Source organism: Phenylobacterium sp. Root700 (assembly GCF_001429025.1).
GTDB lineage: Bacteria > Pseudomonadota > Alphaproteobacteria > Caulobacterales > Caulobacteraceae > Phenylobacterium.
This window is the reverse complement of record NZ_LMHT01000007.1, coordinates 280,136-293,322: the sequence shown is the minus strand read 5'-3', so window position 1 is coordinate 293,322 and position 13,187 is coordinate 280,136. Positions and strand designations below refer to the sequence as shown.

The following is a 13,187-nucleotide window of genomic DNA, read 5'->3' as shown; positions in this document are numbered from 1 at the left end:
CCTAGGCTTCATCCACCTCGCCGCCACACTCATCTGGATGCGCTGAATGTCGATTCCACCTAGAGCGGGATCGTGGTTCCAAATTTCACGCGGCGACGGACGAAGATCGCCTCGTAACGCCCGACGGACGGGTGACCGGCGATCTGCGCGTCGGCGAAGGCGTTGAAGCTCTCCATGCTCTCGAACATGGCGATGCACATCAGATCGTAGGCCCCGGCGATCTCCATGATCACCTGAACCTGCGGCGAGCGGCCCAGCCGGCCGCGAACGTCGGCGGCGCTCACCGGTCCCTGCTGGGCGAGTTGGATCAGCAGGACCACCGAGATGTGCTCGCCGCTCACCTTCGGATTGAGCACCGAAACGTCGGCGGTGATCACCCCGCTATGACGATAGGACCGGATCCGCCGCTGGATCGCCGAGGCCGACAGCGGCACCCGGTCGGCCAGTTCCTGGGCGCTGGTCTGGTTGGATTCCTGAAGCGCCGACAGGATGCGCATGTCCAGTCGGTCGAGTTGCAGCTCCATCCACGCCCCCTTCGAGATACGCGCGGACGATGGCGGCGCCCGGTGGCGCGCGTCATCGATTTCGCGACGAACCGCGACGCGCGCGCGTCCAATTGTCGGCGGGCGCGGCCAACAATCCGATTTCCGCGATGAAATCAGGCGGCGACGCCGACACCCTTCCTGATGATCTCGTCCAGGCGCTGGCGCACCTCCCTGCCCGCCGCGGTCAGATGCAGGACCCGGCTGCGCCCGTCCTGCGGATTGATGAACGCCTCCACCAGGCCACAGGCCGGCGCCCGCGCCCACTCGGCCCCTTGCGGCCCGAAGGAGCGAATGCTGCGCGAAGCGGTCGGCTCGGTCATCTTCGCGACGAAGGCCAGCTCCTGCACGCTCAGCCCCTCGTTCTCGCAGGTGTAGAGGAAGCTGATGATCTCATTGACGGTGATCGAGGCGTTGAGCCCGCGAAACAGCGCCAGGGCCTCTAGCAAGGTGTCCTTTGGGCGCATGAGCGATCAGGACTCCGAATAGACGTTCAAGCGCCCGGTTCCGGCATTGGGCGGCAACGCCCGCACCGCCGGGGTCGGGCGACGCTGGCGGCGCTCGCGCATGGCTAGCGTCGCGGCCGGATAGATCGCCTGCACCTGCGCCAGGATGTCCTCCAGCCGCTTCTGATGGTCGGCGGCCTCGACATAGTCTCCGACGTCAAGCTCGACGGAAATCTGGCCCCACAGCTTCATGCACAACGCTCCAAGGTGATTGTTCGGCGGTTGCTAAGCGTAGACCGCGCGGCATGCACATCGGGGGCGTTCAGGGGGCGCCGCTCGCCGCCTCGCCGCGTTCTTACGGGCCAGGAGGCGGCGAGACGAGACGTCGGCTGACTAGAAGACTCGCACGCCCACGGCCTCGGCGTCAGGACGGCGCGTGTCAGCCGCGCCGTAGAAGACGCCGTCCGGCCCGATCATGATCGACTGGGTGCTGCCGATGATCTGGGAGCGCTGAACCGCATGCCCCTTGGCCTTCAGCCCGGCGACCAGATCCTCGGGGATCGATTCCTCCAGCTGGATCGGCGCGTCGGGACCGCCCTGGGAGATGCGCGGGCGCTGCACGGCCTCGGAGATGTTCAGGCCGTAGTCGATCACATTGACCAGCACCTGGACCATGGTCGAGACGATGGTGCCGCCGCCGGGCGTGCCGGTGGCCAGCCACGGCTTGTCGTCCTTGAACACCAGGATCGGCGAGATCGTCGACTGCGCCCGCTTGCCGGGCTCGGGCTTGTTGCCCAGGCTCTGCGCGCGGCCGCCCCAGTCGAAATTGGCCAGGGAGTTGTTCAGCAGGAAGCCGGTGCCGGGCGCGACCACATGCGCGCCGTACGACGAGGAGAGCGTGTAGGTGTTGGTCACCACGTTGCCGAACTTGTCGGCCACCGAATAGTGGGTGGTGTCGGGGCTCTCATAGGGATGCGGATCGAGCGGCGGCAGGCTGGCGGCGTCGAGCGACCGGTCCATCGAGATCAGCTTGGCGCGCTCCTTGGCGAAGGCCTTGCTGGCCAGGCCGGCGGCCGGGGTCTTCCACTGCGGGCCGCCGCCGGAGTAGCGGCGATCGACCGTGCCGATCTTCAGGGCCTCGGACAGGACGTGCATGCTCTGCACGCCGCCCCAGCCGTAGGACTGCATCGGAAACTGCTCGAGGATGTTCATCACCTCGGCGACGCTTGAGGCGGCCGAGGTCGGCGGCATGTAGGCGATCTTCAGGCCGCGATAGTCCGACCAGATCGGCTCCAGCACATTGGCGCGGTAGCCGGCCAGGTCCTCGAGGGTCATCACCCCGCCGCCGGCCTGGACGCCGGCCACCAGCCGCTCGGCGACCGGGCCGCGATAGAAGCCGTCGGCGCCCCGCGCCTGGATCTGCTTCAGCGTCCAGACCAGATCGCGGTTCCTGAACACCTCTCCAGGTCCGTAGGTCGAACCGTCGGCCTTGTAGAACGCCTTCAGCGCGCCCGGATCCTTGCCCAGCGCCGTGCGGCGCTCAGTCAGGGTGATCGCCTCGTCGTCGGTCATGACCATGCCCTTGGCGGCCAGGTCGATGGTCGGCTGGATCAATTGCTTCCAGGGCAGCTTGCCGAAGCGCTTGTGAGCCTCGTAGAGCCCGGCGACGGTTCCCGGGATCGTCACGCCCTTGAAGGACATGACCTTGGCTTCCGACAGCTTGCCGTCATCGCCCAGCAACAGCTCCGGCGTCACGGCGTTCGGCGCCTGGCCGTAGTACTCGATGGCGACCGTCTTCTTGGTGGCGGCGTCATAGACCAGCATGTAGCCGCCGCCGCCGATGTTGCCGGCGCGCGGCAGGGTCATGGTCTCGGCGATGCCGACCGCCACGGCGGCGTCCACCGCGTTGCCGCCCTTGCGCAGGATCTCGGCGCCGATGCGCGCGGCGATCTTGCTCTGAGCCACGACCATGCCGTCACGGCCGATCGCGGGATGATGGATGGAATTGTAGCCGACCAGGTCGCCGCCGGTGGCGACGCCGCGTGCGGGCGACACGGCCTCCTGGGCGAAGGCGGCCGGGGCCAGCGGCGCTTGCAGTCCCACGACCAGGGCGGAGACGAGGGCCAGACGGCCCAGGGAATTCGATGTGCGGCGTAGGTTCATGCCCTGCCCTCCTGGCGATCGTGTCGAACGGCGAGGGTGGTCGCAGAGGCGGCTTGGGAGCGACGCGCCGAAGTCGACGCTCCCGCCGCGAACCGGCCGGCCCCGCTGGGGCCGGCCGGATGCAGGTCCTTAGAAGGACTTGCGGACGCTGACGTACCAGTAGCGGCTGTAGGGCTGGTAGAGCTCGCCCAGATAACCGTCCGAAGCCAAGGGCGGCTTCTCGTCGGTCAGGTTGCGCACGCCGACGCGCAGGCGGGTGTTGGCCGCCAGGCCTTCGGTAAACTCGTACTGGCCGTAGAGGTTGGCCGTCATCTGCGAGTCGACCACCCAGGCGTCGCCTTGGGCGTCGAGCAGCTGCGTATCTTCGACGTCACCGATGTACTGGGTGAAGGCGCCGACAGTCCATTGATCGTAGGACCAGGTGGCCGAGGCCGACCACTTCCACTCGGGACGGCCGCCCTGACGGATCAGGTCGCCGCCGCCGCCGATGAAGATCGACGGGTCGATCTTGCCCGCCGCCTGCGCGGCGATCAGCTCAGCCACCGCCGGGGACGGCGAACGGTAGAACTTCATCAGGTGAGCGGCGTTGAAGTTGACGCTGAAGTCACCGTACTGCGTGCCGCGCAGGTTCCAGATCACGCCGATGTCCAGGCCACGCGCCTCTTGCGGCAGCAGGTTCTGGTACTGGTCGGTGATGTAGAGGATCTGGCCCACGGGAGCCAGGCCCGTGCCCTGGAAGGCGGCGATGTCGTCGGCGGTCGGCGCGGCGCGAACCACGTTGCCGAACGACGAGCCGTTCAGGCGCGCCAGGTAGTCGGTGGTGATGGCGTTGGCGCCGCCGTACAGGCCGACGATGCCCTCTTGCTTCACGCGCCAGTAGTCGACGGTGAAGGTGAAGCGGCCGAAGTCGTCCGGGATGAAGCGCGGCTCATAGACCACGCCCATGCCCCAGGTTTCCGACTCTTCGGGCTTCAGCTCGGCGTTGCCCGAACGACGCTCCAGGGTCGAAGGCTGGGCGCAGGCCTGCAGGCTGGCGATACGGCCGGCGCGACGGTCGGCCTCGCAACGGTACCAGTCGCGACGGTTGTTGGACCGGGTGACCAGGGTGGCGTTCACCTGCTCCAGGTTCGGAGCCTTGAAGCCTTGAGCCCAGGAGCCACGGAAGCGCAGGCCGTCGATGACGTCCCAGGCCAGGGCCACCTTCGGCTTGGCCACGTCGCCCACGTCGCTGAAGCTTTCATAGCGACCGGCGAGCTGAGCTTCGAAGTTGTAGACGAAGGGAATTTCCATGTCCGGCGAGACGACCGGGATGGCGAATTCGATATAGGCCGAGGTGACGTTACGCGCGCCCTTGGTGTCCGGCGAAGCGCTGGAACCGATCAGGTCGTTTTCGTAGGTCACGCCCGTGGAGGAGTTCGTGAACTTGATCGTCCCGTCGAGACGGGCGTCACGGTCGTCCTTCTGGGTCTCACGACGATATTCGACACCGGCCGCGAAGCCGACGTCGCCGCCGGGAACCGAGAACAGGTCGACCTTCGAAACCTTGAAGTCGGCCAGGGCCAGCGAGCTGGTGTTCTTGCGGACCGTCTTGACGCGGATCGCGTCGATCGCGGCCTGCGAGCTCGGGGCGCCGTCGCCGATGCTCGGATTGCTCAGGGTGCCACCGTTGAAGGGGTTGTAGGCGTCCGGCGTCGACAGGGCCATCTGCCGCTGCAGCAGGGTCGCGCTGATGCCGTCCGAAGTGTCCTCGACCTGCGCCTTCGAATAGAGCAGCGCGCTTTCCCACTTGAAGCCGAACTTCTCGCCCTTCAGGCCGCCCAGCAGGCGCCACTGTTGGTTCTCGACGTCGACCCGGGTCGGGCCGACATCGGTGAAGTTGTAGGCGTTCATGGTCACCGCCAGACCGGCGGCCGGAATATTCAGGCCGGGCAGACGGTTCGGGTTGGCCTGGCCGTTCAGCACCGCTGCGCCGAAGGGGTTGTAGTAGTTGGTGGCCGCGATCGCGATCGGCAGGCCGCTCAGGTTGGTCGTCGAGGTCTGAACGGCGTGGGTCGTGGCGGTGTAGTAGCCGATTTCACCGAAGGCCCGGAGGTCGTCGGTCAGGTCGTACTTGCCGGTCAGGAACAGGTTGACGCGTTCCAGCTCGGGCATGACCGACGGATTGAAGGTGCCGGCGCTGTCGAAGCGCAGATTGCGGTCGGCGCCCGTCGCGCCGGTCGCCGCCGCGCCAGTCGCCAGGCAGAGGCCGTTCGGCAGGGCGGTGGCGCAAGCCCCGTTGGTCGTCGGCTGGATGTGGAAGAGGCCGCCGCTGGTGGTCAGGGCGACGCCGTTCTGACGGATCGTGCCGAACGACGGCAGCGAGGTCAGGCTGCCCCACGGGGTGGCGGTCACGCGGTCGTCCAGCGTCACGTTGCCGGCGTAGTCGGTGCCGGCGAACAGCGGGGTCTTGTTGAGCGAGGACGTGAAGTCCTGGTCCCACGCCTTCAGCGCCGAGCGGTTGGTGTAGTTGGCGAACAGGGTGACATTGCCACGGCCTTCGTTGAAGTTCCGACCAGCTTGGATCGAGAACTCGCCTTCACGCAGGTTCGTGCCTTCGGCCGAGCCGTACTGGGCGTCGACAGTCAGCCCGTCGTAATCGTCCCGCAGCACGGTGTTGACCACGCCGGCCACGGCGTCCGAGCCGTAGAGCGCCGCGGCGCCGTCGCGCAGGACTTCCAGGCGCTTGATGCCGCTGACCGGGATGGCGTTGGTGTTGTAGGTCAGCACCGGCACCAGGTTTTCATCGGCGCGGCTGGTCGGGTGAGCCACGACGCGGCGGCCGTTCAGCAGGACCAGGGTGTTGCCGACGCCGAGGTTGCGCAGGTTCACCGAACCGACGTCGCCACGGGCGCTGTTGCTGGAGTTCGGCAGGTAGCTCGAGTTGAAGCTCACATCGCCCATCTGCGGGATGGAGCGGAACAGGTCGTCGCCCGAGGTGGCCGCGACGTTGTCGAGCTGGGCTTGGTCGACCACGGTGACGGGGAGCGCCGCCGTGACCTTCGAGCCTTCGATCTGCGAGCCGACGACGACGATTTCCTCGACGGTGTCATCGGTGGTCGACTGCGCCGACGCCGCGCCCGCCCAGGAAATGGCGCAAAGCGCGGATGTCGCTAGCACGACGCTACGCAAAGACATGCGAGAATTCATAGAGAAATACCCTTCCACTCATAGGTGTATTTTGCGCTCCCGCAGCTAAAAGCGCGGGAGTCGCCAATTGTCGCGACAAACACAACATCCTTGCCGCCACGTCACCTACGAGTGTCGAGATTAGGGCATATATAACACCGTCTGTGGCATCACGGTCACCGTCCTGCCGTGATCGCCGGACCGTACTGGAGCCCATTGAACAAGAACTTGAAGGAGGCGTGAGATTGCGCGCGCTGCGCGACCTCCGGCCCCATCAGGAACAGCTTGCCCTTGCCGACATCGAGGTCGAGCACGGCGCCGGTCCCGACCAACTTATCCTGCCCCACGGCCCAGCCGCTGCGCAGCACGTCGCCCTGGGGATACCAGGCCGCCCGCGCGCCCGCTCCCGCCGCGAAGGCCGGGCTGCGGTCGAAGAAGACGTTCATCGACTTGGGCGCGCCGAACGCCAGGGGCTGGGTGTTGTCCACGCTCACCTCGAGCAGCGAGCCAGGAATGTAGAAGCTGTTGCGCGGCAGCGGCTTGCCGTCGGCGCCCTGCAAGGCGTCGACCACCGGCGCGCCGACCAGCTTGGCCAGCCGGGTCGACGGCCCGATGGCGACCACCGATCCGCCGCCTTGCAGGAAGGCCGCGATCTGCGGCGCGGTCTTCTGCTCGGTGACCTCGCCCAGCCAGCCGCGGAATTCGGCCGGGATGTCGTCGGCCTTGGGCTGACGTCCGCCGAAGCCCTCGCCGCCTTCCGACGGCAGCACGCCGTTGGTGAAGACCAGGACGTCGAAGTCCTTGGCCAGGTCGCCGGCGTCGAGGCGTTGCGGATAGACGACCTGATAGTCGAACTCGAACTGCTCCATCAGCCAGCGGGTCCAGCCCGAGGTCATGACGCCGCCGTACTTGTCGACGAGGCCGACCCGCACGGGCTTCAGCTTCAGGGTCTCGCCGGCCGGCGCCTTGGCCAGGGCGTAGGCGTCGACGCCCAACTCGGCGGTGGCCTTTTCGAGGATCGCGCGGTTGGCCGGCGTGGCCGGAACCCAGAGGGCGCCCGGCGCGAAAGTCTTGCCGACAGCCTTGGTCGCGGCCTTCACCCAATAGACCCCCTGCCCCGCCTTCAGCAGGCGGTTGGAGAGGATGAAGCTGTCATTGGCCTCGTGGCTGACGAGATAGCCAGCCTTGCCGGACCCGACGATCTTGCCTGGCGCCGGCGCCATCACGTCGGCGACCGGCTGGAACGGACCGTCAAAAGCGTCGAGGACGCGATCGAACTTCACGCCCATCTGCATGGCGAGCGTGTAGCCGGTGGAGTCGTAGGGCGCGATCGGCGGGCCGCCCGGATAGGCGAAGTCGTGCGGGTGATCCTGCGGCTCGAACATGTCCAGCACATGCGGGCGATAGGCCTGGTCGGCGCGCACCACGTAGGAGCCGGCCGGATAGGACTTGCCCGCAACCTTGAAGGCCTTGTCGGCGCGCTGAACGTCGACGCCGGTCTTGATCAGCGCGTTCAGGAACTTCACCGCCGTCGGCAGATCAGCCTGGTCGGCGGGGATGATGTAGCCACGTGCGTCGCGCAGCGCCGGGTCGTGCAGCACCTTGGCGTAGAGGCCAGGATCGATGCCGGCGTCGCGACCGGTTCCCACCAGCGGCTTGCCCTTGGCGGCGGCTTCCAGCGCTTCGATACGCTTGGGCGTCACGGTCCAGCTGTCTTCGCGGCCGCGCTCGATGGAGTTGTTCCCCATCCGCCAGATGTTCATCAGCAGGCGCTCGCGGTTACGCGAGGCGTAGTCGAGGACCGCGCGGTTGATCGACATCGAGTAATCGATCGACTGGCGGAACTTCCACTCCTGCGGCGCGATCGGCGCGGGCAGGTCGTTGCGGGCGATCTGGTTTTTCGGGATCAGCGGGATCTGCATCGGCGTCGGATGGCCGATGATCTCGGTCAGCAGGCCCACGGTGTTGTGGAAATAGGTGATGGAGCGCTCCATCCCGTTGTTCCAGGTCGAGTAGGTCGCGCCGCTGCGCATGGTCGAGCCGACCTTGCCCTCGCTGATCAGCCGGCTGTGCATGGCCGAGCCGACCTCGCTCAAGGTCGCCATCACCAGCGGGTCGTAGTTGTAGTTGAAGGGGTCGCGGAACGGCGGCATGAACACCACGGTTCCGGCAGGTCCGGTCTGGTGGTGATTATAGACCACCTGCGGATACCACTCCCGGAAGAAGATCCGGTTGACGTTCGTGGTCTCCTTCATCGCCGACATGTAGTAGTCACGATTGTTATCGTGGCCGATATACTTCTGGTACAGGCGCGGCAGGCTGCCAAACTCACGCTTCGCCGGGTCGGCGTTACGCATGTACCAGTTGGAGACCAGCTCCTGGCCGTCAGGGTTCACCTGACCGAACAGGATGATGACGTCGTCCAGGATACGGCGCGTCTCGGCGTCGTCCTTGGTCAGCATGTCGTGCAGGGCGGCGATCAGCGCCTGGGGCGGAACGACCTCGGTGGCGTGCAGCCCGCCGTCGATCCAGATCACCGCCTTGCCTTCGGCGGCCAGGGCCTTGGCCTCTTCCTCGCTGACGCCTTCAGCCTTGGCCAGCTTGCGAGCGATCTCGCGATAGCGGTCCAGCTTGGCGAGATTGGCCGGCGAGGAGACGATGGCCATGTATTCGCGGCGACCCTCCTCGGTCGGGCCGATGTCGACCAGCTTCATGCGGTCGGACTGCCCGGCGAGGGTTTTGAAATAGGCTTCCAGCTGGGTGTAGTTGGCGAGGAAGTAGTCGTCGCCGATGTCATGACCGAAGGCCTCCTTCGGCGAGGTGATCCCACTCGGCGCGGCCAGCGCCGGGGCGCCCAGCGCGATGGTGATCGCCACGACGGCGGCGGCGTTCTTCAGCGATCTGGAAAAGTACATGGGACCCCCTCACGGCGCACAACCGTCACCTTATGAAACCCAGACGCAGGGCGATTGGAAACCCACATCCCGGCCGCGATTTTCCAGCTGGCCGCGGCCCGGCCCTCGCCTAGAGAACCGGGCCGCCGGGCCGACCTCAGTAGAAGGTCACGTTGTCGATCTCGACCCACAGCTTCTGACCCGCGGGCCGAGCGCCGTCGATAGAGACCTCCAGCAGGTCATCGCCAGTCCACGGGCCGCGAGCCCCGCCCCAGCCAGCGGCGGCCTTCAGGGCGCTGAAGGGAACCTCGACCGTGCGCCATTCGGCGCCCCCTTGGACCTCGGAGGCCCAGCGACCGCTCAGGGTGTTGACGCCCAGCTCATAGGCGCCGTCGCCCCGCACGTCGAACCGCACGCCCTTGAAGGGGCGCGCATCGACCGGCTGCACTGAACCACGGGTCAGGGGGAAGATGACCCCGGCGTTGGGATCGTCCTTGGTCGACATCCGCGCATCGAGGCTGAGCACGTGGTCGCTGGCCGTGCGCGGGATCACCTGGGCCACCTGGACCGTACGGTCGATGCCGCCGTCGGTGTCGTTGAGGCGCAGGGTGTCGAGGGCCGTGCGTTCCTTGGCGCCTTCGAAATCGTCGATCAGGGCCTGGACCTTCACCGGCGGCATGGCCTTTTGGCTGTTGGCGGCCGGCAGCTTCACGCCGGGGCCGTGCACCAGCTTGCCGTCGACGAAGACCCGGTCGGTCTTGCGAACGTCGGCGATGTTGGTCCAGGGCGCGCCGGACACCAGGACCAGGTCGGCGCGCTTGCCCTTCTCGATGGTGCCACGGTCATCCAGTTCGCCCAGCGCCTTGGCGCTGTTTGCGGTGCCGGCGATCAGCGCCTCGCTGGGGGTCAGGCCGGCCTGGACCAGAAGTTCCATCTCGCGCAGCGTCGAGACGCCGTGCGGGGTGCCGGGCATGCCGGCGTCGGTGCCGAGCGCAACGATCACGCCCGCGTCGTGCAGCGCCTTGGTGTTGTGCAGCGCGTAGCCGAACTTGATCTCGCTGCGCTTCCTGGCTTCGGGGTTGGTGGCCGCCCCCTCGCCCTTGGCCGGATCGTAGACCGCCAGGGTCGGCGCATAGGCCGTGCCCGCCGCCTTGATCAGGTCGATGGTCGCCCTGTCGAGCTCGCGGTCCTGCAGGCTGTGGGCGATGATGTCGACCTTGGCGCGGGCGGCGATCTGGCCGCGCTCGACCGTCACCGTATGGGTCAGCACCTTGATCCCGTTACGGTGCGCCTCGTCGACCAGGGCGCTCAGCGTGCCCTCGTCCATGCTGGTGTTGTCGGCTGATGCGCCATAGCGCCAGCCGTCGGTGAAGGCCTTGATGAAGTCGGGCTTGTAGGGAACCAGCGCCTTGACCTCGACCCGCGCGGCCTGAGGCGTGTTCACCCACTTGGTGGTGGCGGTGTCGGCCCAGTCGGCGCCATGGCCGCCCGGCGTGCTCATCCGCGCAACGAAGTTCACATGCGGCGAGGCCAGGGTCCCGATCCACTGGCGGCGCGGGGCGAAGGACTCCGGCTGCTGGTGGAAATCGTTCACAGTGGTGACGCCCGCGGCGATGTAGGCGTTCGCGATCTCCGGCGAGATGTTCGGCTTTCCGCCCGGGGTCCAGTGGGTGTGGACGTCGAAGAAGCCCGGCAGCAGGGCCTTGCCCTTGGCGCTGATGACGACCGCGCCGCGCGGCGCCTTCACGTTCGGCCCGACATCGGCGATGCGGCCGTCCTTGATCAGCACATTGGCCAGGTGCGGCGCCGCGCCGGTCGCATCGAACACCGTCGCGCCGATGATCGCCACCGCCGGACCTTCGGCATGGGCCGCGCCCGCGACCGTCAGAATCCCGCCGGCCGCCAGGGCCCCGGCCACGCGCCAACCGTCTCTCACCACGCTCAAGGCAACCCCCGATACTCTTGCTTCCGACTGCGCTGGAGGGCGTCCTGCCCCCTCGCAGCCTGCTGCATACTGCGCGAAAGGGAGAGAAGGCCAAGCCTAACGGCGTTCGCGTGGAAGAATTTGCCTCGCCCTGACTTCACGCCGCCACAAACGACCAACGACAGCCCTCGTGCGACAATTGCCGCGTCTTCATTTGAACGAAACGCAGGCCCATGTAGCTTGGGCGGCGCACTTTCCTCCTGGCGAACTCCTCCATGAAGCAATTCCTCATCACCACGGCCGGCGTCTTTGCGGGCTTGGTGCTCTTCCTGATCGGCGTGCCGTTCCTGCTGATCGTCATGGCCGCCGGAGCCGCCAAGCCCGCGCCGACCCCGTCCAACGCGGTGTTGCAGCTCGACCTGCGCGACCCGCTTACCGACCAGGACCCGGTCAATCCGTTCGCCTCGATCGGCCGCCGCTCGATGTCGGTGATGTCGGTGATCGAGACCCTCGACCGGGCGGGCAAGGATGGAAAGGTCAAGGCCGTGCTGGTCCGGCTGCCCGAGGGCGGCATGGCCCCGGCCGCCGCCGACGAGATCCGGCTGGCCCTCAAGAAATTCCGCGCCGCCGGCAAGCCGGTGATCGCCCACAGCCAAGGGCTCTACCCCTCCGGCGTGGTGACCTCGACCTACATGCTGGGGGCTTCGGCCGACGAACTCTGGATGCAGCCCGGCGCATCGTTCCAGGCCGTGGGCCTGTCGAGCGAGGACGTCTTCCTCAAGCGCGCCTTCGACAAGTACGGCGTGAAGGCCGATTACGAGCAGCGCTACGAGTATAAGAACGCGGTCAATCCCTACCTCTACAGCGACTACACCCCGGCCCACCGGGAAGCCCAGCTGTCGTGGATGGGATCGGTCTACAGCACTGCCCTGGCCAACGCCGCCACCGACCGCAAGCAGACCCCGCAACTGCTGCGCACCAACCTGGAGGCCGGCCCCTATCTGGCTGAGGACGCCCTCAAGCTGCACCTGATCGACAAGGTCGGCCAGGTGAAGGAGGCCGAGACCGCGGCCCTGGCCAAGGCCGGCAAGGGCGCCGAACTGATCGGCTTCGAAAAGTACATGCGCGCCAGCCGCGATCGGGTTCACTCGCCCGGCCCGGCCATCGCCGTGGTCGAGGGCGAAGGCGCCATCGTCACCGGCCATGACGGCACCTCCAACCCGTTCTCGTCCTCATCGTCGATGTATTCCGACGACATCTCCAAGGCGCTCTACGACGCCATCGAGGACAAGGACGTGAAGGCCATCGTCTTCCGCGTCTCCTCCCCCGGCGGCTCCGACACCGCCTCCGAACAGATCTTGGCCGCCGTGCGCGCCGCCAAGGCGGCCAAGAAGCCGGTCGTGGTCTCGATGGGCGCCTATGCGGCCTCGGGCGGGTACTGGGTGTCGAGCGAGGCTTCGGCCATCGTCGCCCAGCCCTCCACCCTCACCGGTTCAATCGGGGTGTTCGGCGGCAAGTTCGCGCTCGGCCCGGCCCTGGAACGCTTCGGCGTCGACGTGCGCCAGATCGGGGTCGGCGGCGACTATGCCGGCGCCTTCGGCATGGGCGGCGAGATGAACCAGGCCCAGCGCGCCGCCTTCTCCGGCTGGATGGACCGCATCTACGACAACTTCATCTCCCGCGTGGCCGAGGGTCGCAACCTGCCGCCCGAACGGGTGCGCGAGATCGCTAAGGGCCGCGTCTGGACCGGCGCCCAGGCCCGCGAAATCGGCCTGGTCGACGAGGTCGGCGGCTTCTATCAGGCGGTCGACAAGGCCAAGGCCCTGGCCGGCCTGAAGGGCGAGGTTCGCCTCAAGCGCATGACCACCCAGACCTCGCCGTTCGAGGCGCTGGAAAGCGCGCTGGGCGTCTCGGCCACCTCGGTCCGGACCCTCGCAGCGGCGGCTTGGATCATGGGCGACCCGCGCGCCAAGGGCATGCTGGACGAAATGGCCCAGGAACGGCTGCGCAGCGGCGGGGCCATGGTGCTGGCGCCGACCCCGGTGAAGTAGGG

Annotated in this window: 8 protein-coding genes; 1 reads left to right on the top strand and 7 read right to left on the bottom strand. The window is 67.2% G+C overall.

Translation table 11 applies throughout. The annotated features are described in order from the left end of the window. Nucleotides 1-59: 59 nt before the first annotated feature. The 7 genes from ASE02_RS03685 to ASE02_RS03655 all read right to left on the bottom strand — a co-directional run bounded on the left by ASE02_RS03685 (nt 60) and on the right by ASE02_RS03655 (nt 11,149). Nucleotides 60-524: an Lrp/AsnC family transcriptional regulator gene (locus ASE02_RS03685; RefSeq protein ID WP_056731236.1), complete on the bottom strand. Its 465-nt coding sequence runs from the start codon at nt 522-524 to the stop codon at nt 60-62. Between the two features lie 134 nt (nt 525-658). Continuing rightward, nucleotides 659-1,009, bottom strand: a complete 351-nt coding sequence (locus ASE02_RS03680) for a MarR family winged helix-turn-helix transcriptional regulator (RefSeq protein WP_056731234.1) — start codon at nt 1,007-1,009, stop codon at nt 659-661. A gap of 6 nt (nt 1,010-1,015) precedes the next feature. Next, a complete protein-coding gene (locus tag ASE02_RS03675) occupies nt 1,016-1,240 on the bottom strand; it encodes a hypothetical protein (RefSeq protein ID WP_056731232.1) in 225 nt (74 codons plus the stop codon). A gap of 141 nt (nt 1,241-1,381) precedes the next feature. Beyond that, entirely contained in the window at nt 1,382-3,151 is a 1,770-nt protein-coding gene (ggt, locus tag ASE02_RS03670; protein ID WP_082601855.1) for a gamma-glutamyltransferase, read from the bottom strand. A gap of 129 nt (nt 3,152-3,280) precedes the next feature. Continuing rightward, nucleotides 3,281-6,325 (bottom strand): TonB-dependent siderophore receptor, encoded by a 3,045-nt coding sequence (locus ASE02_RS03665; RefSeq protein ID WP_056731230.1) that lies wholly within the window; start codon nt 6,323-6,325, stop codon nt 3,281-3,283. Between the two features lie 167 nt (nt 6,326-6,492). Then, on the bottom strand, nt 6,493-9,231 hold the full coding sequence (locus tag ASE02_RS03660) for a M14 metallopeptidase family protein (protein WP_056731228.1): 2,739 nt from the start codon (nt 9,229-9,231) through the stop codon (nt 6,493-6,495). A 136-nt stretch (nt 9,232-9,367) separates the two neighbouring features. Next, nucleotides 9,368-11,149, bottom strand: coding sequence for an amidohydrolase family protein (locus ASE02_RS03655; protein ID WP_235536602.1), 1,782 nt, complete (start codon nt 11,147-11,149; stop codon nt 9,368-9,370). A 260-nt stretch (nt 11,150-11,409) separates the two neighbouring features. On the opposite strand from ASE02_RS03655, the gene sppA reads away from it, so the two are divergent. Beyond that, nucleotides 11,410-13,185, top strand: a complete 1,776-nt coding sequence (sppA, locus tag ASE02_RS03650) for a signal peptide peptidase SppA (RefSeq protein ID WP_056731225.1) — start codon at nt 11,410-11,412, stop codon at nt 13,183-13,185. The last annotated feature ends 2 nt before the right edge of the window (nt 13,186-13,187 follow it).

What these genes read in the sequence shown, in the direction of transcription:
- ASE02_RS03685 (WP_056731236.1), bottom strand. Translation starts at nt 524, where the DNA reads ATGGAGCTGCAACTCGACCGACTGGACATGCGCATCCTGTCGGCGCTT.
- sppA (WP_056731225.1), top strand. Translation starts at nt 11,410, where the DNA reads ATGAAGCAATTCCTCATCACCACGGCCGGCGTCTTTGCGGGCTTGGTG.
- ASE02_RS03665 (WP_056731230.1), bottom strand. Translation starts at nt 6,325, where the DNA reads ATGTCTTTGCGTAGCGTCGTGCTAGCGACATCCGCGCTTTGCGCCATT.
- ggt (WP_082601855.1), bottom strand. Translation starts at nt 3,151, where the DNA reads ATGAACCTACGCCGCACATCGAATTCCCTGGGCCGTCTGGCCCTCGTC.
- ASE02_RS03660 (WP_056731228.1), bottom strand. Translation starts at nt 9,231, where the DNA reads ATGTACTTTTCCAGATCGCTGAAGAACGCCGCCGCCGTCGTGGCGATC.
- ASE02_RS03675 (WP_056731232.1), bottom strand. Translation starts at nt 1,240, where the DNA reads ATGAAGCTGTGGGGCCAGATTTCCGTCGAGCTTGACGTCGGAGACTAT.
- ASE02_RS03680 (WP_056731234.1), bottom strand. Translation starts at nt 1,009, where the DNA reads ATGCGCCCAAAGGACACCTTGCTAGAGGCCCTGGCGCTGTTTCGCGGG.